The 22,638-nt window shown below is 71.7% G+C and carries 18 protein-coding genes; 4 read left to right on the forward strand and 14 right to left on the reverse strand.

The annotated features are described in order from the left end of the window. Positions 1-5: 5 nt before the first annotated feature. The 11 genes from ftsZ to rsmH form a co-directional block, all read right to left on the reverse strand. On the reverse strand, positions 6-1,199 hold the full coding sequence (ftsZ, locus tag CEB94_RS11145; protein WP_031131993.1) for a cell division protein FtsZ: 1,194 nt from the start codon (positions 1,197-1,199) through the stop codon (positions 6-8). Between the two features lie 288 nt (positions 1,200-1,487). Next, positions 1,488-2,282: a cell division protein FtsQ/DivIB gene (locus CEB94_RS11150; RefSeq protein WP_175432053.1), complete on the reverse strand. Its 795-nt coding sequence runs from the start codon at positions 2,280-2,282 to the stop codon at positions 1,488-1,490. Positions 2,283-2,307: 25 nt separating this feature from the next. Next, on the reverse strand, positions 2,308-3,405 hold the full coding sequence (murG, locus tag CEB94_RS11155) for an undecaprenyldiphospho-muramoylpentapeptide beta-N-acetylglucosaminyltransferase (RefSeq protein ID WP_175432054.1): 1,098 nt from the start codon (positions 3,403-3,405) through the stop codon (positions 2,308-2,310). A 6-nt stretch (positions 3,406-3,411) separates the two neighbouring features. Then, positions 3,412-4,776, reverse strand: a complete 1,365-nt coding sequence (ftsW, locus tag CEB94_RS11160) for a putative lipid II flippase FtsW (RefSeq protein WP_175432055.1) — start codon at positions 4,774-4,776, stop codon at positions 3,412-3,414. Between the two features lie 135 nt (positions 4,777-4,911). Next, complete coding sequence (gene murD / locus CEB94_RS11165; RefSeq protein WP_175432056.1) at positions 4,912-6,363, reverse strand: UDP-N-acetylmuramoyl-L-alanine--D-glutamate ligase; 1,452 nt, start codon at positions 6,361-6,363, stop codon at positions 4,912-4,914. Continuing rightward, the gene (gene mraY / locus CEB94_RS11170; RefSeq protein WP_175436964.1) at positions 6,345-7,436 is read right to left on the reverse strand and encodes a phospho-N-acetylmuramoyl-pentapeptide-transferase; all 1,092 of its coding nucleotides are present in this window, start codon (positions 7,434-7,436) and stop codon (positions 6,345-6,347) included. The genes murD and mraY overlap by 19 nt, the downstream gene beginning before the upstream one ends. Continuing rightward, entirely contained in the window at positions 7,436-8,842 is a 1,407-nt protein-coding gene (locus tag CEB94_RS11175) for a UDP-N-acetylmuramoyl-tripeptide--D-alanyl-D-alanine ligase (protein ID WP_175432057.1), read from the reverse strand. Before CEB94_RS11175 ends, mraY begins: the two co-directional genes overlap by 1 nt. A gap of 28 nt (positions 8,843-8,870) precedes the next feature. Next, positions 8,871-10,391, reverse strand: coding sequence for a UDP-N-acetylmuramoyl-L-alanyl-D-glutamate--2,6-diaminopimelate ligase (locus CEB94_RS11180; protein ID WP_175432058.1), 1,521 nt, complete (start codon positions 10,389-10,391; stop codon positions 8,871-8,873). Between the two features lie 193 nt (positions 10,392-10,584). Further along, complete coding sequence (locus CEB94_RS11185) at positions 10,585-12,543, reverse strand: peptidoglycan D,D-transpeptidase FtsI family protein (RefSeq protein ID WP_281292499.1); 1,959 nt, start codon at positions 12,541-12,543, stop codon at positions 10,585-10,587. A 5-nt stretch (positions 12,544-12,548) separates the two neighbouring features. Beyond that, positions 12,549-12,998 (reverse strand): cell division protein FtsL, encoded by a 450-nt coding sequence (gene ftsL / locus CEB94_RS11190; RefSeq protein ID WP_175432060.1) that lies wholly within the window; start codon positions 12,996-12,998, stop codon positions 12,549-12,551. Between the two features lie 31 nt (positions 12,999-13,029). Beyond that, positions 13,030-13,986, reverse strand: coding sequence for a 16S rRNA (cytosine(1402)-N(4))-methyltransferase RsmH (rsmH, locus tag CEB94_RS11195; protein ID WP_175432061.1), 957 nt, complete (start codon positions 13,984-13,986; stop codon positions 13,030-13,032). A gap of 406 nt (positions 13,987-14,392) precedes the next feature. Here rsmH and CEB94_RS11200 point away from each other — a divergent pair, with 406 nt between their 5' ends. The 4 genes from CEB94_RS11200 (at position 14,393) to CEB94_RS11215 (ending at position 20,072) form a co-directional block, all read left to right on the forward strand. Next, a complete protein-coding gene (locus CEB94_RS11200; protein ID WP_175432062.1) occupies positions 14,393-14,944 on the forward strand; it encodes a beta-class carbonic anhydrase in 552 nt (183 codons plus the stop codon). Between the two features lie 300 nt (positions 14,945-15,244). Further along, positions 15,245-16,318 (forward strand): AAA family ATPase, encoded by a 1,074-nt coding sequence (locus CEB94_RS11205; protein ID WP_381108114.1) that lies wholly within the window; start codon positions 15,245-15,247, stop codon positions 16,316-16,318. Then, positions 16,318-17,679 (forward strand): DUF58 domain-containing protein, encoded by a 1,362-nt coding sequence (locus tag CEB94_RS11210; RefSeq protein WP_175432064.1) that lies wholly within the window; start codon positions 16,318-16,320, stop codon positions 17,677-17,679. The genes CEB94_RS11205 and CEB94_RS11210 overlap by 1 nt, the downstream gene beginning before the upstream one ends. Further along, positions 17,679-20,072 (forward strand): transglutaminase TgpA family protein, encoded by a 2,394-nt coding sequence (locus CEB94_RS11215; RefSeq protein ID WP_175432065.1) that lies wholly within the window; start codon positions 17,679-17,681, stop codon positions 20,070-20,072. Before CEB94_RS11210 ends, CEB94_RS11215 begins: the two co-directional genes overlap by 1 nt. 210 nt (positions 20,073-20,282) lie before the next feature. Here the strand turns inward: CEB94_RS11215 and CEB94_RS11220 are convergent, their stop codons facing one another. From CEB94_RS11220 to CEB94_RS11230, 3 genes are all read right to left on the reverse strand, one after another. Further along, the gene (locus CEB94_RS11220) at positions 20,283-20,681 is read right to left on the reverse strand and encodes a DUF3040 domain-containing protein (RefSeq protein ID WP_175432066.1); all 399 of its coding nucleotides are present in this window, start codon (positions 20,679-20,681) and stop codon (positions 20,283-20,285) included. 279 nt (positions 20,682-20,960) lie between these two features. Next, a complete protein-coding gene (locus CEB94_RS11225) occupies positions 20,961-21,767 on the reverse strand; it encodes a methyltransferase (RefSeq protein WP_175432067.1) in 807 nt (268 codons plus the stop codon). Positions 21,768-22,018: 251 nt separating this feature from the next. Then, a complete protein-coding gene (locus tag CEB94_RS11230) occupies positions 22,019-22,579 on the reverse strand; it encodes an SAV_6107 family HEPN domain-containing protein (protein ID WP_175432068.1) in 561 nt (186 codons plus the stop codon). Positions 22,580-22,638: the final 59 nt, after the last annotated feature.

A 22,638-nucleotide genomic window follows, 5' to 3' on the forward strand; every position in this document is an offset into this window, starting at 1 on the left:
AAGGATCACTTGAGGAAGTCCGGTACGTCCAGTTCCTCGGCCGCGCTGTCCGAGTAGGTCCGCGGCGCCGGCGGGACCGGCGGGGCGACCGGGATGTCCTTGACCGGCTCCGGAGCGGGCTCCGGGTCCTCCTTCGGGGTCACGCTGCCGAGCGATCCGAAGGACGGGCGGCTCTCGGTCTGCCGTACCGGGGCCGGCTCCTCGCGCTTGGCCGAGGACGAGCCGAGGACGTTGTCCCGCTTGGCGGGCGGCTGTCCGCCGTCGAAGCCGGCGGCGATCACGGTGACCCGGACCTCGTCGCCGAGGGCGTCGTCGATCACCGCGCCGAAGATGATGTTGGCCTCGGGGTGGGCGGCCTCGCTCACCAGCTGGGCGGCCTCGTTGATCTCGAACAGACCGAGGTCGGAGCCACCGGAGATGGAGAGCAGCACACCGCGGGCGCCGTCGATGGACGCCTCCAGCAGCGGCGAGGAGATCGCCATCTCGGCGGCGGCCACCGCGCGGTCGTCGCCGCGGGCGGAGCCGATGCCCATCAGGGCCGAGCCTGCCTCGGACATGACCGACTTGACGTCGGCGAAGTCGAGGTTGATGAGGCCCGGGGTGGTGATGAGGTCGGTGATGCCCTGGACACCGGAGAGCAGGACCTGGTCGGCCGACTTGAAGGCGTCCAGCACCGAGACCTGGCGGTCCGAGATGGACAGCAGCCGGTCGTTCGGGATGACGATGAGGGTGTCGACCTCTTCGCGGAGTTCGGCGATGCCGTCCTCGGCCTGGTTCGCGCGGCGCCGTCCCTCGAAGGTGAACGGGCGCGTGACCACACCGATGGTGAGGGCACCGAGCGAGCGGGCGATGTTGGCCACGACGGGTGCGCCGCCGGTGCCGGTGCCGCCGCCTTCACCGGCCGTCACGAAGACCATGTCGGCCCCCTTGAGGACCTCCTCGATCTCCTCGCGGTGGTCCTCGGCGGCCTTGCGGCCCACGGCCGGGTTGGCTCCGGCGCCGAGTCCGCGGGTGAGTTCACGGCCGACGTCCAGCTTGACGTCGGCGTCGCTCATCAACAGAGCTTGCGCGTCGGTGTTGATGGCGATGAACTCGACGCCCTTGAGACCGACCTCGATCATCCGGTTGATGGCATTGACACCACCGCCGCCGACACCGATGACTTTGATGACTGCGAGGTAGTTCTGCGGTGCTGCCACGTCGAAGGCCTCTCGCCTCGAGTTACGTGTCGCCGAATCAGCGTGACGCCCTGCGCCCCGCGACCCGACGACTGATGCCGAATGGGACGGTCCGTATCGCCGACCCGAACCCTAACCCTGAAGTTTAGGGTTACCAGTGTGTCCGTTCCTTGGAGTCTTCTGAACAGGACACTAAGTCGACAAGTGGCGCACGTTCAACGAACACGCCGAACCTCCCGTTTTTCTTTTCACCCTATGTGATCAGCCGTAGCACTGCCCAACCAGGGTGCTGGCCTGCGCGGATGTGCGTCAACTCCCTGATGACGCGGGCGCGGTGGGGACACTCACATCGAAGTACCGCGCACCGGGCGAGGCTTTCATCAGAGCGGTGAGTGTGCGGGCCTTCGCGGCGCCCTTCTCGCCGCTTCCCCAGACGACCGTGCGCCCGTCCCTCAACTCCAGCGAGATGTCGTCGTAGGAACGGACCTTGACGGTCCGTGCGTCGCGCGCGACGGCGGCCGGAACCGCGCGGGCGACGCCGACCGCTTCGCGCACCAGCCGGGACTCGCCGAAGCGGCGCAGGCTCGCGGCGGCGGAGCTGGACCGGGAGAGCGTCAATTCCAGTGCGGGGACGCCTTTCGGGGCTTCAGAAACCGTGGCGAAGCGGACACCTTCATCGTCCACTTCGACAAACTTTCCGCCCTTTTGGACAATCAGAACCGGAGTCCGCTCCACCACTTTCAGGTCGATTCCACGGGGCCAGGAACGGACCACGTCAACCGCGTCAATGCGGGGCAATTTCCGGCGCAATCGCGTCTCGATCGCATCGGTGTCGACGGAAATCAGCGGCTTCCCGAGCGGAACCTCCGCGGCAGCCTTGACCTGAGCGGGCGTCAGGACCCGGGTGCCGGACACGGAGACGTGCTCGGCGCGCAGCCAGTCGGAGCCGTAGAACAGCCAGACCGTCGGGATGCCGAGGAAGACCAGGACGAGGCCCAGGAGGACGATCGCGCGGAGCCGGGCCCGCCTGGACCGCAGGAGGGGCGGCGGGCCGGACGACTCCCGCTGGCGTTCACCGCGCTCGGCGGTGGTCGATCCGGCCACGCTCCCTGCCTTCCGTCATACAGTCCTATCGGTGTGCACGGCTGGCGGCGATCGCCTCGTACACCATGCCGACGAGCAGGTCGTCGGCGTCCCGGCGGCCGAACTCGGCGGCGGCGCGGGACATCTGGTACAGCCGGTGCGGGTCGGCGAGCACGGGCAGGACGTTTCGCTGGACCCACTCGGGGGTCAGCTCCGCGTCGTCGACCAGCAGTCCGCCGCCTGCCTTGACCACCGGCTGGGCGTTGAGCCGCTGTTCGCCGTTGCCGATGGGCAGCGGGACGTAGGCGGCCGGGAGCCCGACGGCGGAGAGTTCGGCGACGGTCATCGCGCCCGCGCGGCAGAGCATCATGTCGGCCGCGGCGTACGCGAGGTCCATCCGGTCCAGGTAACTTACCGGGATATAGGGGGGCATCCCCGGCATCTGCTGGACCTGCGGCAGTTCGTTCTTCGGGCCGACCGCGTGCAGGATCTGGATTCCGGCCTGCTGAAGCCAGGGCGCGACCTGCTGGACGACCTCGTTCAGGCGGCGGGCGCCCTGGGAGCCGCCGGTGACCAGCAGCGTGGGCAGGTTCGGGTCGAGCCCGAACGCGGCCCGGGCCTCGGGGCGTACGGCGGCCCGGTCGAGCGTGGCGATGGAGCGGCGCAGCGGGATGCCGATGTAGCGGGCGCCCCGCAGCTTGCTGTCGGGCGTGGAGACGGCGACCTGGCTGGCGTACCGCGAGCCGATCTTGTTGGCCAGGCCCGGGCGGGCGTTGGCCTCGTGGATCACGATCGGCACGCCCAGGCGCTTGGCCGCGAGGTAGCCGGGCAGGGCGACGTAGCCGCCGAAGCCGACCACGGCGTCCGCCTTGGTGCGCTCCAGGATCTGCTCGGTCGCCTTGATGGTGCCGCGCAGCCGGCCCGGGACGGTGATCAGCTCGGGGGTGGGCTTGCGCGGCAGCGGAACGGCGGGGATCAGCGCGAGTTCGTACCCGCGCTCGGGTACGAGACGGGTCTCGAGGCCGCGCTCCGTGCCCAGGGCCGTGATGCCCACGCTCGGGTCCTGCCTGCGCAGGGCGTCCGCGAGGGCGAGCGCGGGCTCGATGTGGCCCGCGGTTCCTCCGCCGGCGAGTACGACATGCACCGAAATTCACCGCTCTCCGGACGAGCGCGCCACCGAGGCACGCCGTCGCATCGTGTTCCATCTCCGGGGACTCCGACCGGAACCGGTGCCCCCCGCCCCCCGCTTTCTACCAAAGCGGGGTTGCCGCATCGCAAGCGCCATCCGCGCAGCGGGGTCCTGACGCGCGAAGGCGATCAGCAGCCCGATGGCGAACATGGTCGGCAGCAGGGCGGATCCTCCGTAGGAGAACAGCGGGAGAGGGACGCCGGCGATCGGCAGCAGACCGAGCACCGCACCGATGTTGATCACGGCCTGCGCCGTGATCCAGGTGGTCACACCTCCCGCGGCATACCTCACGAAGGGATCCTCCGAGCGTCCGGCCACGCGGATACCCGCATAGCCTAGAGCCGCGAAGAGGGCGAGTACGGACAGCGTCCCCGCCAGGCCCAGTTCCTCACCGGTGACGGCGAAGATGAAGTCGGTGTGGGCTTCGGGGAGTTGGCCCCATTTCTCCACACTCGCACCCAGCCCGGAACCGAAGATTCCGCCCGAGGCGAGGGCGTAGATCCCGTGCACGGCCTGCCAGCAGTCGACGGGCCCGGACTGGGGTTCGGTGGCACCCAGACACTGCAGGCGGGCCATGCGGTTGGGGCTGGTCTTGATGAGGATCAGGCCCAGGACGGCGGCGATCGACAGCACCCCGGCGAACAGCCGCGTGGGGGCCCCGGCCAGCCAGAGCAGGCCGAACAGGATGGCCGTGAGGATGATCGCGGTGCCCATGTCGCCGCCGAGCATGATCAGACCGAGCAGCATGAAGGCGGCCGGCACCAGCGGCACGAGCATGTGCTTCCACTGGTTCAGCAGCCTCTTGTCCTGCTTGCGGGCGAGCAGGTCCGCGCCCCACAGCACGAGGGCGAGCTTGCCGAACTCACTGGGCTGGATCTGGAAGGAGCCGCCGACGGCGATCCAGTTCTGGTTGCCGTTGACCGACACTCCTATCCCCGGGATCTGCACCAGGGCCATGAGGAAGACGGCGCCCGCGAGGATGGGGTAGGCCAGCGCGCGGTGCAGTTTCACCGGCATGCGCGATGCGGCGAGTAGCAGAACGGTGCCGATCCCCGCCGCGAGCAACTGTTTGCGGAAGAAGTACGAACCCGGCAACGACATCTGCAGCGCGGTGATCTGGGAGGCCGAGTAGACCATCACCAGTCCCAGCACGGTGATCAGCAGACTGCCGCCGAGGATCAGGTAGTAGGCGGTCAGCGGCCGGTCCCAGCCCTTGCGCGCGCGGGCGTAGAGGCTCAGGACGCGGTTCTCCCGCGCGAGCCGGGGCGCGGCGGGGCGCTTGGGGGCGCGCGGGGTCGGAGGCCGTCCGGTGCGGCTGGTGGGCATCGCCGCTCACCCTGCCATGCCGGAGGGGAGCGTTGCGCGGTGAACGCCCCCCGGCCGCTCGGGCACCAGCCACATCCGTGTCACGCGTCCCTCCCAGGTACGCCCGGCACCGCCGCCGGGCGAGGCGGACCCGGGTCAGCCGTCGGCGGAGCCGAGCTCACGAACGGCGTCCGCGAAAGCGTCCCCGCGCTTGTTGTAGTTGGCGAACATGTCCATGGAGGCGCAGGCCGGGGCCAGTAGCACCGTGTCGCCCGCGTGAGCGAGTTTCCGCGCCTCCTGGACCGCCGCGCGCATCGCCCCAGTGTCGGTCCGGTCGAGGTCGACGACGGGTACCTGCGGGGCGTGTCGCGCGAGGGCTTCCCGGATGAGCGCGCGGTCCGCGCCGATCAGTACGGCGCCCCGCAGCCGCTTGGCCGACTCGGTGACCAGTTCGTCGAAGGTCGCGCCCTTGGCGAGCCCGCCCGCGATCCACACGATCGGCTCGTACGCCGCCAACGAGGCCTGTGCCGCATGTGTGTTGGTGGCCTTGGAGTCGTCGACGTAGGCGACCCCGTCCACGTCCGCCACGTGCGCGATGCGGTGCGCGTCCGGGGTGAAGGCCCGCAGGCCGTCCCGTACGGCCCCGGCGGGCACGCCGTAGGCGCGGGCGAGGGCCGCCGCCGCGAGGGCGTTGGCGATGTTGTGCGGGGCCGGCGGGTCGACGTCGGCGACCTCGGCGAGCTCCTGGGCGTTCTTGTGCCGGTTCTCGACGAAGGCGCGGTCGACCAGGATGCCTTCCACGACGCCGAGTTGGGACGGGCCCGGGGTGCCGAGGGTGAAGCCGACGGCCCGGCAGCCCTCCTCGACGTCGGCCTCGCGGACCAGGTCCTCGGTGGACGGCTTGTCGGTGGCATCCACGTTGTAGACGCAGGCGACGCGGTTGCCCTCGTAGATACGGCCCTTGTCGGCGGCGTACGCCTCCATGGAGCCGTGCCAGTCGAGGTGGTCGGGGGCGAGGTTCAGCACGGCGGCCGAGTGGGCGCGCAGGGAGGGCGCCCAGTGCAGCTGGTAGCTGGAGAGCTCCACGGCCAGGACGTCGTACTGCTCCTCGCCGAGGACCGCGTCCAGCAGCGAGACGCCGATGTTGCCGACGGCGGCCGTGCGCAGGCCCGCCGCCTTCAGGATCGACGCCAGCATCTGGACGGTGGTGGTCTTGCCGTTGGTGCCGGTGACGGCCAGCCACGGGGCGGCGTCGGGGCCGCGCAGGCGCCAGGCCAGTTCGACGTCGCCCCAGATCTCCAGACCCGCGTCACGGGCCGCCGCGAACAGCGGCTTGTCCGGCTTCCAGCCGGGCGCGGTGACGATCAGCTCGGTGCCCTCCGGCAGGGAGTCGCCGTCACCGAGGCGCACGGTGATGCCGAGCGCCTCCAGGTCGGCCGCCTGCGCCCGCGCGCGCTCGTCGGCGCCGTCGTTGACGACCGTGACGCTCGCGCCGAGGCCGTGCAGCACCTTGGCCGCCGGGACGCCGGAGACGCCGAGCCCGGCGACGGTGACGTGCTTGCCCTGGAAGTCGAAGGGCTCCGAGGAGATCACTTGTCCGCTACCCATCCCGCATAGAAAAGACCCAGCCCGACTACCACGCAAATGCCCTGGATGATCCAGAAACGAACCACCACGAGCACTTCGGACCAGCCTTTGAGTTCGAAGTGATGCTGGAGTGGCGCCATTCTGAAGACGCGCTTGCCGGTGAGCCGGAAGGAGCCGACCTGGATGACCACCGACATGGTGATCAGGACGAACAGGCCGCCGAGGATGGCGAGCAGCAGCTCGGTGCGGGAGCAGATCGCAAGGCCGGCGAGCACACCGCCGAGGGCGAGCGAACCGGTGTCCCCCATGAAGATCTTGGCGGGCGAGGTGTTCCACCACAGGAAGCCGAGGCAGGCGCCCATCAGCGCGGAGGAGACGACCGCGAGGTCGAGCGGGTCGCGCACCTCGTAGCAGGCCGTCGGGTTCGTCAGGGTCTCCGCGTTCACGCAGGACTCCTGGAACTGCCAGACGCCGATGAACGTGTAGGCGCTGAACACCAGCACGGACGCGCCGGTGGCGAGGCCGTCCAGACCGTCCGTCAGGTTCACGCCGTTCGACATCGCGAGGATCATGAACAGCGCCCAGACGACGAACAGCACCGGCCCGATGGACCAGCCGAAGTCATGGACGAAGGAGAGCTTGGTGGACGCCGGGGTCTGGCCCTGGGCGTCCGCGAACTGCAGTGACAGCACCGCGAAGCCGATGCCGACGATCAGCTGGCCGGCCATCTTCGCCTTGGCGCGCAGGCCCAGGGAACGCCGTTTGACGATCTTGATGTAGTCGTCGAGGAAGCCGACCAGGCCCATGCCGACCATCAGGCCGAGCACCAGCAGGCCCGAGAAGGTCGGCGCCGCGTCGACGTCCGGGTCCAGATAGCCCGTGATCACCTTGGCCAGGAAGTACGCGGCGACCGTCGCGAAGATGAAGGCGATACCGCCCATCGTCGGCGTACCGCGCTTGCTGGCGTGCTCGCGCGGGCCGTCGTCGCGGATGTACTGGCCGTAGCCCTTGCGGGCCAGGAGCTTGATCAGCAGCGGGGTGCCGACCATCGTCAGGAAGAGACCAATGACTCCTGCGAACAGGATCTGCTTCATCATCGGGCGGAAACCTCACCCTCGGCACCGGTCTCCATGAGCGCCTGCGCCACGCTCTCGAGGCCGACCGAACGGGACGCCTTCACGAGCACGACGTCCCCCGGGCGCAACTCGCTGCGCAACAGGTCGACCGCCGCCTGTGCGTCGGACACGTGCACCGACTCCTCACCCCACGAACCCTCGTTATATGCGCCCAGTTGCAGCCAGGCGGCTTCCCTGCCACCGACCGCGACGAGCTTGCTGACGTTGAGCCGGACGGCGAGCCGCCCGACCGCGTCGTGCTCGGCGAGAGCCTCGTCCCCGAGCTCGGCCATCTTGCCGAGCACCGCCCACGTACGACGCCCCTTGCCGATCGCCGCGAGCGCGCGCAGAGCGGCTCGCATGGACTCGGGGTTCGCGTTGTAGGCGTCGTTGACGACCGTCACGCCGTCCGGGCGCTCGGTGACCTCCATCCGCCAGCGGGAGAGGGAGCCCGCCTCGGAGAGCGCGACGGCGATCTCGTCAGCGGACATGCCCAACTCGTGGGCGACGGCGGCCGCGGCGAGCGCGTTCGACACGTGGTGCTCACCGTACAGGCGCATGGTCACATCGCTTGCACCGGAGGGTGTGTGAAGCCTGAACGAGGGCTGTCCGGTGTCCGTGAGTCGCACGTTCTCGGCTCGAACGTCCGCTTCGCCGGACTCTCCGAAAAAGATCACCTTCGCCTTCGTACGGGAGGCCATGGCCCGTACGTAGGGGTCGTCCGCGTTGAGGATCGCGGTGCCGTCCTCCGGGAGTGCCTCCACCAGCTCGCCCTTGGCCTGCGCGATCTGCTCGCGGCCGCCGAACTCGCCGATGTGGGCGCTGCCGACGTTGAGGACGAGGCCGACCTTCGGGGGTGTCAGGCCGGCGAGGTAGCGGATGTGTCCGATGCCGCGGGCGCCCATCTCCAGGACGAGGAACCTGGTCTCCTCGGTGGCACTGAGCGCGGTCAGCGGCAGCCCGATCTCGTTGTTGAGCGAGCCGGGCGTGAACACCGTCGGGGCCTTGCGCCGGAGCACCTGCGCGATGAGGTCCTTGGTGCTGGTCTTGCCCGCCGAGCCGGTGAGGGCGACGAGGGTGGCGCCGAGGCGCCGCACGACGTGCCGGGCGAGGGCGCCGAGAGCGTTCTGGACGTCGTCCACGACGATCGCGGGCACGCCGACGGGGCGGGTGCCGAGCACGGCCACCGCTCCGCCCTCGACGACCGCCGCGGCGAAGTCGTGGCCGTCCACGCGCTCCCCGGCGAAGGCCACGAACAGGCTGCCCGGTCCCGCCTCCCGGGAGTCCCGGACGACCGGCCCGGTGACCTGGACGGACGGATCCGGTATGTCGTGCGTCTGCCCGCCGACGACTTCTGCGATCTCGGCGAGGGAGAGGGCGATCACAAGTTCATCCCCTGGGTCTTCTGGATTTTCATCCCTGGGTCTTCTGGATGGCTTCGCGGAGCACCTGGCGGTCGTCGAAGGGACGGACCACCCCGGCGATGTCCTGGCCCTGCTCGTGGCCCTTGCCCGCGACCAGCACGGTGTCGCCGGGTTCGGCGCGGGCGACGGCGGCGGCGATCGCGGCGGCCCGGTCCTCGAAGACCTGCACCTCGCCACGCTCGTGCGCGGGCACGGACGCCGCGCCCTGGAGCATCGTGGCGAGGATCGCGAGGGGGTCCTCGCCGCGGGGGTTGTCGGAGGTCAGTGTGGCGGTGTCGGCGAGCCGGGCCGCCGCGGCCCCCATCGGCTCGCGCTTGGTCTTGTCGCGGTCGCCGCCGCAGCCGAGGACGATGTGCACCTTGCCCTCGGTGACCTTGCGCAGGGCGCGCAGCACCGACTCGACGGCGTCGGTCTTGTGCGCGTAGTCGACGACCGCGAGGAACGGCTGACCGGCGTCCACGCGCTCCAGCCGGCCCGGCACGCCGGGGACGGCGGCGACGCCGTCGGCGGCGGCCTGCGGGTCGAGACCGGCGACGGCGAGGGCGACGATCGCGGCGAGGGTGTTGGCCACGTTGAAGGGCCCCGGCAGCGGCGACTTGGCGGCGATCCGCTCACCCTTGGGCCCGATGGCGGTGAACGTCGAGTCCAGCCGGCCGATCTCGACGTCCTCGGCGCGCCAGTCGGCGTCGGGGTGGCCCTCGGCGGAGTAGGTGACGACCGGGACGGTGGCCTCCTTCGCCAGCCTGCGGCCGTACTCGTCGTCGACGTTGACCACACCGAGCTTGCCGCGCTCCGGCGTGAACAGCTGAGCCTTGGCCTGGAAGTAGTCCTCCATGCCGGAGTGGAACTCCATGTGTTCCGGGCTGAGGTTGGTGAAGACGCCGATGTCGAAGACGCAGCCGTCGACCCGGCCGAGGACCAGGGCGTGGCTGGAGACCTCCATGGCGACCGCGTCGACACCGCGTTCGCGCATGACGGCGAACAGGGCCTGGAGGTCGGTGGCTTCGGGGGTGGTGCGCTCGGACTTGATGCGCTCGTCACCGATGCGCATCTCGACCGTGCCGATCAGGCCGGTGGACCTGACCGTCTTCAGGCCGCCCTCGACGAGGTAGGCGGTGGTGGTCTTGCCGGAGGTGCCGGTGATGCCGATCTGGAGCAGGTCCCGGCCGGGGTGGCCGTAGATCGTGGCGGCCAGTTCGCCCATCCGTGCGCGCGGGTCGTCGACGACCAGGACCGGCAGTCCGGACGCGGCGGCGCGCTCGGCACCCGTCGGGTCGGTCAGCACGGCGGCGGCGCCCAGGCCCGCGGCCTGGTTGACGAAGTCGGCGCCGTGCAGCCGGGCCCCCGAGAGGGCGGCGTACAGGTCGCCGGGGCGTACGGCGCGTGAGTCGTGGGTGATGCCCGTGACCTCGGCGGCGCTCTCCGGTGTGGAAGCACCCAGCTGATCGGCGAGTTCCGCGAGGGGTGTGGCGGAGACCTGCACCGGCCTGGGCGGCCCGGGGTATGTCACGGGATGGCCCTTCTGGGTGGTTTGGGACTGATCAGCGTGTGGCACGGCGGTGAGCGTACCGGGCGTACCCGCCTCCGGGCGAAGTGAGGGGCTGGGGCTGCGCTGGTTGCCGGGCTCGGGGGTGATCGTTGTCACGGAGGCGGTCCTGGTGGCTCGGTGGGGCTGAGTGCTGATCAGGGCGGGTTCGCCCTGATCACTGTTTGTAGGAGACGGGCAGCCTCGCGGGCTTGGCGCCGGTCGGCGGGACCTGGAGGGACTTCAGTGCGAACTCCATGACCTTCTTGTAGACGGGTCCGCAGATCTGCCCGCCGAAGTAGCTGCCCTGGGTGGCGTTCTGGATGGCGCAGTAGACGGTGATGCGCGGCTTGTCGGCGGGCGCGAACCCGGCGAACGAGGAGGTGTAGCCGTGGTACTTGCCGGTGGCCGGATCCACGCGGTTGGCGGTGCCCGTCTTGCCCGCGACGCGGTAGCCGGGGATGCGCGCCTTGGTGCCGGTGCCCTCCTCGTCGTCCACGACGGACTCCAGCATCTGGGCGAGGGTCTTCGCCGTCGCGGCGCCGACGACCCGGTTCTTCGCGGGCTTGGGGGCGGGTGTGAAGCGCCCGTCGGGGCCCTTGGTGCCGCGCACGAGGGTGGGCTCGACACGGACGCCGCCGTTGGCGATGGTCGAGTACACGGAGGCCGCCTGCATGGCGTTGATGGAGACGCCCTGGCCGAAAGGGATCGTGTACTGCTGCGAGGTCGACCACTTGTCGGGCGGGGCGAGGATGCCCTTGGTCTCGCCGGGGAAGCCGAGCCCGGTGTAGCTGCCGAGGCCGAACTTACGCAGGTAGTCGTAGAGGACCTTGTTGGCCTGGGCCTGGGTCCTGCCGAGCTGTCCGGTGGCGAGGATGGTGCCGATGTTGCTGGACTTGGCGAGGACGCCGTTGAGCGTCAGGTACCAGGTCGGGTGGTCGATGTCGTCCTTGAAGAGCCGGTCGCCGCGGTGCAGCCGGTTGGGCACGACCACATGGGTCCCCGGTGTGGCGGCTTTCTCCTGGAGGACGGCCGCCATCGACATGACCTTGGCGGTGGAGCCGGGCTCGAAGGCGTCCTGGAGGGCGGCGTTGCCGAGGGCGGCCGGGTCGGCGTCGGACAGGTCGTTCGGGTCGAAGCCGGGCGAGTTGGCCATGGCCAGGATCTGCCCGGTGCGAGTGTCCTGGACGATGACGTAGCCACGGTCGGCGGCGGACTCCTTCACCTGGTCGCTGATGGCGTTCTGCGCGGCCCACTGGATGTCGCGGTCGATGGTGAGCTCGACGTCGCTGCCGGGGACGGCGGGTGTCTCGGTGGAGCCCGCGGTGGGCACGAGACGGCCCCCGGACTGGGCGTAGCGGATCTTGCCGTCCTTGCCGGCGAGCTGCTTGTTCAGCTGCAGCTCGATGCCGCCGCCGGGCTTGCCCTCGGCGTTGACCCAGCCCAGTATCCCCGCGGCGAGGTCGCCGCCGGGGTACACGCGCTTGCTGGTGGCGACGGAGAAGACACCGGAGAGGACGTTGTGCGTGGACTTGTCCGTCTCCGCCTTCTTGGCGAGCGCCGACTTGAGGTCCTTGATCTGCTTCCAGACCTGCGGGGTCTGGCGGGAGGCCAGTTTGACGTAGCGCAGGGCCTTGTTCTTCGGGCGCAGCTTCTTGACCAGGTCTTCCTGATCCTGGCCCAGGATCGGCGCGAGGAGTGCGGCCGCCTGCTCGGGCCCGTCACCGATCTTCACCATGTCCGGGGCGAACATGGTGGGGTCGGCGGTGATGTCGTAGGCGTCCTCGCTGGTCGCGAGGGCCACACCGGACCGGTCGGTGATCTCGCCCCGGTCCGCGGCGAGGATCTGCCCGACGTAGCGGTTCTGCTCGGCCTTGGCGGCGTATGTGCTCGCGTCGACGGCCTGCACCTGGAACAGCCGTACGACGAAGGCGCTCAGGACCAGGGTCAGCGCGAGTCCGACCAGGCGCAGGCGGGGGCGGGGGCTGCCGAGCCTCAGCGGTCGGGGCGCCGCCGGGCGGCCCTGCCCCGGCCGACGGGCCGGACGGGCACCGGGGCCGGGGCGGCGCCGGGCGTCGGGGCGGGCGGGCCTGGCCGGGCCGGGCACGCGGCGACGTGGCGGTTCCCTGTCGGACACTTCCGTCACCTGCCGGGGGTCGGAGTAGGGCCGTCGGTCATGGCCTCGGGGGCGAGGACCAGGGGGGTGTGCACGGAGGACTGCCGGATGCCGGGGGCGGCGCTGGGGACGCCCTTGACGGTGCCGTCGGGACCGAGGAAGGCGGGGTCGCCGCCGGGCACCATGCCGAGCTCGCGGGCGCGGCGCTGCAGGGCGCCGGGAGCGGAGTAGGCGTCGATGTCCCGCTGGAGGGCCTGCTCCTCGTCGGTGAGGTTCTTGGTCCCGCGCTGGAGGTCGTCGAGCTTGAACGCGCCTTCGCTGAGGGCCGAGTTCAGCACCAGGAGGGCGATGAGACCGCCACCGAGGAGGAGGACGACCAGGAGGACGAAGGGCGTGCGGGCCGCCTGCCCGGAGCCGGTCGGGAGGAGCCGCGCGAGTCGGGCCGCCCTCCCCTTCAGTTCGGGTTTGCCGCTCACGCACGCTCCCTCGGTCCGGCCTGCACGCGCCTCACTCGACGTCCTCCCTGATGCGCTGGGCCCCGCGCAGCCGCGCCGGCGCCGCTCGCCGGTTCTCGGCGATCTCCTCGTCGGTGGGGAGTTCGGCACCGCGCGTGAGCAGCTTGAGCCGCGGCTGGTAGCGCTCGGGGACGACGGGCAGTCCGGCCGGCGCGGTGGTGGCGGCGCCCGCCGCGAAGACCTGCTTGACCAGCCGGTCCTCCAGCGAGTGGTACGACAGCACGGCGATCCGGCCGCCCACGTCGAGCGCCTTCACGGCGGCCGGGATCGCCCGTTCCAGGACGGAGAGCTCGCCGTTGACCTCGATGCGCAGGGCCTGGAAGGTGCGCTTGGCCGGGTTGCCTCCGGTGCGCTTGGCGGCCTGCGGCAGAGCATCGCGGATCAGCTCGACCAGGCGCGCGCTGTTGCTGAACGGCTCCTTCTCCCGCTCGCGCACGATCGCGCTCACGATCCGCTTGGCCTGCTTCTCCTCGCCGTACGCCCGGAGGATGCGGACCAGTTCGCCCGGCGGGTAGGTGTTGAGGACCTCGGCGGCGCTGACGCCGGTCGTCTGGTCCATGCGCATGTCGAGCGGGGCGTCCTGGGCGTACGCGAAACCGCGGCCGGCCTCGTCGAGCTGCATGGAGGACACGCCCAGGTCGAACAGGACGCCCTGCACGCGCGCGATGCCGAGCCTGTCGAGCACCTCGGGGAGCTCGTCGTAGACGGCGTGGACGAGGGTGGCGCGCTCGCCGTGGGGCGCGAGGCGCTCGCCGGACAGCCGCAGGGCCTCCTTGTCGCGGTCCAGGGCGACGAGCCGGGCGTCGGGGAACCTCTCGAGGAGTGCCTCGCTGTGCCCGCCGAGGCCGAGGGTGCAGTCGACGACCACGGCCTCCGGGCCCTCCAGGGCGGGTGCCAGCAGATCCAGGCACCGCTGGAGCATCACCGGGACGTGTCGACTCTCGCTCAAGGGGCCCTCTCAGATCCGGCGCGGCCGTACGCACCGCCGGGTCTCCGCCCGCCGCCAGCTTCGCTGGGGCCCCGGTGAAAGGGAGGCCTGCCGGCGCCGGAAGCGTCAGCCCACCGGGAGCGGGAGGAGGCCGAGCCGTACGTACGCGCCGCGCACGCGGGGAGATCTCCGGTCGTCGCCGGGGTCTCCGAAGAAATTCAGTCCAGCGGGGAGAGTCTCGCCTCCCGCTTCGCGTCACTTTAGTCCACCCTGTCGCCCGGTCAATCAACCGGCCTGCGCGTCGCCGCCGTTCGCACGCAGACCAGGGCACCACCCTTGTGGGTTACCTCACAACCGCCCCTCGGCGTCATTCTTTGTCCACTCCCACAGGAGGCATGGACGGGGTGTGACCAGTAGCGTCATACCTATGACGACTTCTGCATCGGTTCCCACAGGTTCGGAGAGCGCCATAGCGGCGGGCGGCACGGTCACCGACCGCCTCGTCGAGGCCAACGCCCGGTACGCCGACGCCTTCACCGACCCGGGGATGGACGCCCGGCCCGTGCTGCACGTCGCCGTCGTGGCCTGCATGGACGCCCGTCTCGACCTGCACGCGGCGCTCGGCCTGGAGCTCGGCGACTGCCACACGATCCGCAACGCGGGCGGCGTCGTCACCGACGACGTGATCCGCTCCCTCACCATCAGCCAGCGCAAGCTCGGTACCCGCAGCGTGGTGCTCATCCACCACACCGGCTGCGGTCTGGAGAGCCTCACCGAGGACTTCCGCAACGAGCTGGAGGCCGAGGTCGGCCAGCGCCCGGCGTGGGCCGTGGAGTCCTTCCGGGACGTCGACCAGGACGTACGGCAGTCGATGCAGCGTGTGCGCACCTCGCCGTTCGTGCCGCACACCGACGACGTGCGCGGCTTCGTGTTCGACGTGAAGACCGGCCTGCTGCGGGAGGTCGACCCGGCCTCCTGACCCGCCTGCCGACTGGGCGCCGCGGGCCGCCCGCCCCGCAAGGCCACCTGCTGTAGCTGTCGAAAGCCTGTCAGTCACGCGTTCGAATGACTGTAAGACCGACATATCGCGGCCAGTTGTCCACAGTCGAGTGACACGAAACGGTAACGGCAGCAAGAATGCGGGTGTGGCGTCGCGCGGAACTTTTCACGCGTGGTGTCCGTGGTTCGGGGTGGGCCGGCCCGCGTCATGCGGCGTCGGCCCGGGAAAATGGGGTATCCCGTGCTCCCTGAGAGCGCGGGAAAGGCCGAGGAGGGCCGGGTGACGACCTATGAGGATCGTGCGAGCCATGGGGGCGCCCCCGACCGAGCGTATTCGAGGGTGGGGGATGATCTGACCGCCGTGGTGGAGCGCGTGCGGGAGTCGGTCGAAGGCGTGATCGAGGGCAAGCCCGAGGTCGTACGGCTCTCGCTGACCGTACTGCTCGCCGAGGGACATCTGCTGATCGAGGACGTCCCGGGTGTCGGCAAGACGATGCTGGCCAAGGCGCTGGCGCGGTCCATCGACTGCTCGGTGCGGCGTATCCAGTTCACGCCGGACCTGCTGCCCTCGGACATCACCGGTGTGTCCATCTGGGACCAGCAGCGCCGCGACTTCGAGTTCAAGCCGGGCGCGATCTTCGCGCAGGTGGTGATCGGCGACGAGATCAACCGTGCCTCGCCCAAGACGCAGTCCGCGCTCCTGGAGTCGATGGAGGAGCGCCAGGTCACCATCGACGGCACCACCTACGAGCTGCCCAGCCCCTTCATGGTGGTGGCCACGCAGAACCCGGTCGAGATGGAGGGCACCTACCCGCTGCCGGAGGCCCAGCGCGACCGCTTCATGGCCCGGGTCTCGGTCGGCTACCCGAGCGCGGAGGCCGAGCTGCAGATGCTGGACGTGCACGGCGGCGTCTCGCCGCTGGAGGACCTCCAGCCCGTGGCCCACGCGCACGAGATCCTCAAGCTGATCGAGGCGGTGCGCGGGGTGCACGTCGCCGAGCCGGTCCGGCGCTACGCCGTCGACCTGGTCGGCGCCACGCGCACGCACCCCGACCTGAGACTCGGCGCCTCCCCGCGCGCGACGCTGCACCTGCTGCGCGCGGCGAAGGCGTCCGCGGCCCTCAGCGGCAGGGAGTACGCGCTGCCGGACGACGTGCAGGCCCTCGCCCCCGCAGTCCTGGCCCACCGGCTGCTGCCCACCGCCCAGGCACAGCTCAACCGCCGCACCGCCGAGCAGGTCGTCGAGGAGATCCTGCAGCGCACCCCGGTGCCGGCGGCGCCGCAGCAGAGCGGCTTCGGCGGCCTCGGCCGTACGGCGCCGGCGTATCCTCAGCAGCCGCCGCGGAGGCTGTGATGACCACCGCGGGGACGGGGCACGCGGAAGCCGACCGGGGCGAGAAGGGCGGCATCCGCACCGCCCTGGCCGGTCTGACCACCCGCGGACGCTCCTTCCTGGCCGCCGGCGTCGCGGCCGCGATCTGCTCGTACGTGCTCGGACAGAGCGACCTGCTGCGCGTGGGTCTGCTGCTGGCGGTGCTGCCGCTGGTGTGCGCGGCGGTGCTGTACCGCACGCGCTACCGGGTCGCGGGCAGCCGCCGGCTCTCCCCCGCGCGTGTGCCCGCGGGCAGCGAGGCCCGGGTCCACCTGCGGATGGACAACGTCTCGCGGCTGCCCACGGGCCTGCTGATGCTCCAGGACCGGGTGCCGTACGTGCTCGGCCCCCGGCCCCGCTTCGTGCTCGACAGGGTGGAGGCGGGCGGCCGGCGCGAGGTGTCCTACCGGGTCCGTTCCGACCTGCGCGGCCGCTACCCGCTGGGCCCGCTCCAGCTGCGCCTGACCGACCCGTTCGGCATGTGCGAGCTGACCCGGTCCTTCTCGGCGCACGACACCCTCACGGTCATCCCGCGCGTGGAGCCGCTGGCGCCGGTGCGCCTCAGCGGTGAGGCGAAGGGGTACGGCGACGGGCGGCAGCGCTCCCTCGCCCTGGCCGGCGAGGACGACCTGATCCCGCGCGGCTACCGCTACGGCGACGACCTGCGCCGCGTGCACTGGCGCTCCACCGCCCGCTACGGCGAGCTGATGGTGCGCCGCGAGGAGCAGCCGCAGCGCGCCCGCTGCACGGTGCTGCTGGACACCCGGGGCATCGCCTATCAGGGCGCGGGACCGGACTCGGCCTTCGAGTGGGCCGTGTCGGGCGCCGCGTCCGTGCTGGTGCACATGCTCGAACGCGGCTACTCCGTGAGGCTGCTGACGGACACCGGCAACGCGGTGCCCGGCGAGGGCGGTGACGGCTTCGCGGGCGCGAGTCAGGAGACGGCGGACGCGGCCGGGCTGATGATGGACACCCTCGCGGTGATCGACCACTCCGACGGCGCCGGCCTGTCCCGGGCCTACGACGTGCTGCGCGGCGGGAACGAGGGGCTGCTGCTGGCCTTCCTCGGCGACCTGGACGAGGACCAGGCGGCCGTGCTGGGCCGGATGCGGCAGCGCAGCCCGGGCGCGGTCGCCTTCGTGCTGGACAGTGACACCTGGGCGCGGGAACCGGGCGACGTCCCGGGCCCGTCGGACAGGAGCGGAGAACGGCTGCGCATGCTGCGTGAGGCAGGCTGGACGGCCCTGCGTGTGCCGCGGGGCGCCTCCGTGGACGAGGTGTGGCGGCAGGCCGACCGCGAGCGCAGGGGCGTGGCCGCCGCGAGCGGCGGGGAGGGACCGTGATGAGCGGGCGGGTACGACTGACGCTGGGCGCCTGGGCGGCCACGCTGATGGCCGCCTGCGCCCTGCTGCCCCTGGTGAAGCCGGCCACGTGGATCGTGCAGGCGGCCTTCCTGCTGGCCCTGCAGTCGGGTGTGGGTGCCGCTGCCCGCAGGGTGCCGCTGGCCCGGCCGCTGACCGTCGCGGCGCAGGCCGTGGTCACCGTCATGCTGCTGACCTTCGTGTTCGCCCGCGAGCAGGCCTTGGCCGGACTGATCCCCGGGCCGCAGGCCTTCGACCGCTTCGCGCTCCTGCTCCAGCAGGGCGGGGACGACATCGCCCGGTACGCGATCCCGGCGCCCCTGGAGTCCGACGGCATCCGGCTGATGCTCATCGGCGGGGTCCTGGTCATCGGACTGCTGGTGGACACCCTCGCGGTGACCTTCCGCAGCGCCGCCCCGGCCGGGCTGCCCCTGCTCGCCCTGTACTCCGTGGCCGCCGGGCTGTCCGACGGGGGCACCGACTGGCTGTGGTTCCTGGTCGCGGCGGCCGGCTATCTGATGCTGCTCCTGGCCGAGGGGCGGGACCGGCTCTCGCAGTGGGGGCGGGTCTTCGGTGGTGCCCCGCGCGGGGCAGGCGGGGAGCCGGGCGGTGCCGTGGCCCCGGTCCGCACCGGCCGGCGCATCGGTGTGGTCGCGCTGGGTATCGCCCTGGTGGTGCCGCTGGGCCTGCCCGCGATGAACGGCGGCCTGCTGGACTCGGTGGGCGCGGGCGCGGGCGGCGGCCCCGGCGGCGGGGGCACGATCTCCGCGGTGAACCCGCTGGTGTCGCTGCGGGACAGCCTGAACGCGGACGACGACCAGCAGGTCCTGTCCGTGAAGACCGAGATGGAGGACGTCTCGGACCTGTATCTGCGGATCGTGTCCCTGGACGACTTCGACGGCACCACGTGGAAGCCGTCGAGGCGGTCCATCACCGCCGTCCCGGACGGCCCGTTCCCGGCCCCGGTCGGCCTCAGCCCGGACGTCAAGCGCACGGAGGTCGACACCACGATCTCGGCGGCCGACTGGTATGCCCAGGACTGGCTGCCCATGCCGTACCCGCCGAGCGACGTCCGCATCAGCGGCAACTGGCGGTACGAGCCGCAGGGCATGACGCTGGTCGGCGACCACGGCCAGAACACCCGCGGTCTGACGTACCAGGTCAGGAGCCTGGACGTGCGGCCGTCGGCGGAGCAGCTGGCCTCGGCGGGTCCACCGCCCGCGGACGTCGAACGTGACTTCACCGAGCTGCCCGACTCACTGCCGTCGGTGGTGGGCCGCACCGCCCGGCAGGTCACCGCGGGGGCGGCCGACCCCTACGACCAGGCGGTCAAGCTCCAGGACTGGTTCGCCGTGACCGGCGGCTTCGAGTACGACACGCAGGTGCAGGTCGGCAGCGGCTCGCAGGCCATCGCCCGCTTCCTGAAGGACAAGCAGGGCTTCTGCGTGCACTTCTCCTTCGCGATGGCGGCGATGGCCCGCTCCCTGGGCATACCGGCCCGGGTCGCCGTGGGCTTCGCGCCCGGTTCCCCGCAGGCGGACGGCTCGGTGTCGGTGGGGCTGCGGGACGCGCACGCCTGGCCGGAGCTGTACTTCGAGGGCGTGGGCTGGACCCGCTTCGAGCCCACTCCGAACCGCGGCTCGATACCGTCGTACACCCTGCCGGACAGCCCCGACGGTTCGGTCCCGGACCCGGCGCGTCCGTCCCAGGCGGCGTCCACCGCGCCCTCCGCGACGCCCTCGGCGAGCGAGAGCTGCACGCCGGAGCAGAAGAAGCTGGACGGCGGCTGCGCGAGCGAGTCGCCGCAGGCGGCGCTGCCCACGGACGACGACGGGCCGAAGTGGTACGCGTTCCTGCTGTGGGCCCTCGCCGGTCTCGCCGTCCTCGCGCTCCCCCTGGCACCGATGCTGTGGCGGCAGCGGACGCGGGCGGTACGGCTCGGGGCGCACGGCCGCAACGAGGCGGACGTGGCGCTGCGCACGCTGGCCGTCTGGCAGGAGCTGACCGACACGGCGTGGGACTTCGGCATCGTGCCGGACGAGTCGCAGACGCCGCGCACGGCGGCCGCCCGTATCGTCCGGCTGGGCGACCTCGACGCGACGGCCGCGGCCTCGGTGCACCGGGTGGCGAACGCGGTGGAGCAGGTCCTTTACGCACCGCACCCCCGCCCGGCGGCCGGGCTCACGGACGACGTCCACCGTGCGGCGGCGGGTCTCGGCGCGGCGGCCGGCCGCGCGGCCAGGCTCCGCGCGCTGCTGGTCCCCCGCTCCACCGTGCGTGTGGTGTGGGCGGCGTCGGCCTGGTGGACGAGGGTCCGGGAACGCGCCGTGGCGATGCGGCCGACGTGGTGGAAGGCGTCGGGCCAGCAGGGCTGAGGAGTACGTGCGGCTCAGGCCGGCCGGCGCGGGTGCGCCGGCCGGCCTGGTCGCGTCCGGGGCGGCCGGCCATGTGTGTGTCCGGGGGGCGGCGTACGAGGGCCTGGTCCCGGCTGCCGGTGCGTGGCATGCGTCAGGGGGTGACCACCGAACCGGTGGTCACCCCCTGACGTACGTGTTCACGTAGGTTTGGAGAGGCTGCGCGGAGGGCTAGTGGCCGCCCTGCTCATCGCGGCGCTTCTGCCAGCGCTGCTCGATGCGGTCCATCACGGACCGGCGCTGCCGGCCCTGTCGGCCGGCCTGGGGCCCGGCGGCACCGGCCGTCTGTTCGCCCGGCTTGGGAGCCTTGCGCCAGCCGGTCACGGCGAGCACCGCACAGCCCAGCATGACGAGGAAGCCCACGACGCTGAGCCAGACCTGCTTGGCGACCATTCCAGCCATGAGGAGCGCGATACCTACGAGGAAGCCCGCGACCGCCTGGTAGACCCGTCGCCGGGTGTACGTGCGCAGCCCGCTTCCCTCGAGCGCTGTCGCGAACTTGGGATCTTCGGCGTACAGCGCTCGCTCCATCTGCTCGAGCATGCGCTGCTCGTGCTCCGAGAGCGGCACGGAGTCCTCCTCATCGTGCAGTCGCCGGGGCGACCCGGGGGGTCCCTTCAGGATAGGCAGGGAATCGCCCCCGTGAAACCCGCCCCTCTGCGCCAATTGACCAACCGGAACCCGCCATGCGCGTCCCGGCTCGCTGAGGCTTCCATTCCCCGGCGGCCGACCCGTCATGCCGGAACGGTCTCCCTCGATCATACGGCGCGCCGCCCCCGTTCGGGGGGCCTGTGGCGTACTCCATGCGCAGCCAAGGCGCTGATCAGCGGCCGTACCTCACGAAACGGCTCAGGCCTCGACCGCCCCATCGGTCTCGCCAGCATCACCTGTCGCACCAGTCCCGCCGGTTTCACCGAGCACATGCAGTTGCGTGGCCACCGAGTGGAACGCGGGGAGCTCGGCCGCGGCCTCCTCCAGCTTCAGCAGCGCTTCCAGGGCGCCGGGCTCGGTGTCCACGAGCACGCCGGGCACGAGGTCGGCGAAGACCCGCACCCCGTGCACGGCACCGACGCGCAGGCCCGCGGCCTCCACCAGTCCCGTGAGCTGCTCGGCGGTGAAACGGCGCGGCACGGGGTCACCCGTGCCCCATCGTCCGTTCGGGTCGTCGAGCGCCTGCCGGGCCTCCTTGAAGTGCCCGGCGAGGGCGCGGGCCAGCACGGCACCGCCGAGGCCGGCGGCGAGCAGGCTGAGGACGCCCTCCGCGCGCAGGGCCGCCACCGCGTTGCGGACGCCCTCGGCCGGGTCGTCCACGTACTCCAGGACGCCGTGGCACAGCACCACGTCATAGCCACCGCGCTCGGCCACGTCGAAGAGGCCGTGGGCGTCGCCCTGGACGCCCTTGACCCGGTCGGCGACGCCGGCCTCGGCGGTGCGTCGCTCCAGGGCGAACAGGGCGTTGGGGCTGGGGTCGACGACGGTGACCCGGTGACCGAGACGGGCGACGGGCACCGCGAAGTTGCCGCTGCCGCCTCCGGTGTCGAGGACGTCCAGCGACTCCCGACCCGTGGCCTTGACCCGGCGGTCCAGGGCGTCTTGGAGGACCTCCCAGACCACGGCGGTACGGAGTGAGGCGCGGGGGCGCATCGGGTCCGACACGGCAGTTGACTCCTCGGCGCGGCACCGCCTCTGGCACGGCGGCGCGAACGGGGCGTCTTCCCGGCCCCGGCCACGGGGAGGGAAGACTTCAGGCGTCCCCCACCCTATTGCCTCGGCCGAGGCGTCCGGATGACCCGGTGCCGGGATGGCTCACGGGTCGGACGAGCCCGTGCCACCGGGCGGGCCCGGACCGCCGGCCACCGATCAGCACGGCACCTGATCAGCCCAGGACCAGGACCGCCGCTGCCCGGTCAGCCCGCGTCCGGCATGCCCCTTCCCGTGCCGGGGTCCGGCTGGTCCTGGTCCGGGCGGGGCTGTGGGAGGACCGGCTGGAGGACCAGCATCCGCTCGACGAGGCGCAGGAACATCGCCACGTCCCGTATCAGGTCGTCGGCGTCCCGGCCGGTGGCCGCGCCCTGGATGCCCGCCTCGGCCCGGGCCCGGCGCCGGGCGCCGGAGGCGAACAGGGCGCTCCAGTCGGTCAGTTCGGGTGCGATCTCGGGGAGCACTTCCCAGGCGCTCCGGATCTTGGCCCGGGCCCGGGGCGAGGTCTCCGGGCGCCCCCGGGCGGCGAGTACCGCGGCGGCGGTGCGCAGGGCGGCGAGGTGGGCCGTCGCGTAGCGCTCGTTCGGTGTTTCCAGGGCGGTGGCCTCGTCGAGGCTCGCGCGGGCCTGGGCGAGCAGGTCGAGGGCGGCGGGCGGGGCCGTGGCCCGGCGCAGCACGGGGTGCACGTCGCTCGCCGGTCCGGTCAGTGAGGGGGCAGGGCCGGTGGCGCGGCGCCGACGGGCGGCTGCTGCGTGGTAGCTGGCCATGACGAACCTCCTGTCGTCTGTGTGACGGCACGTCCGGTCACGAAGTGCCGTATGTGACC

The organism is Streptomyces hawaiiensis (genome assembly GCF_004803895.1).
Taxonomy (GTDB): domain Bacteria; phylum Actinomycetota; class Actinomycetes; order Streptomycetales; family Streptomycetaceae; genus Streptomyces; species Streptomyces hawaiiensis.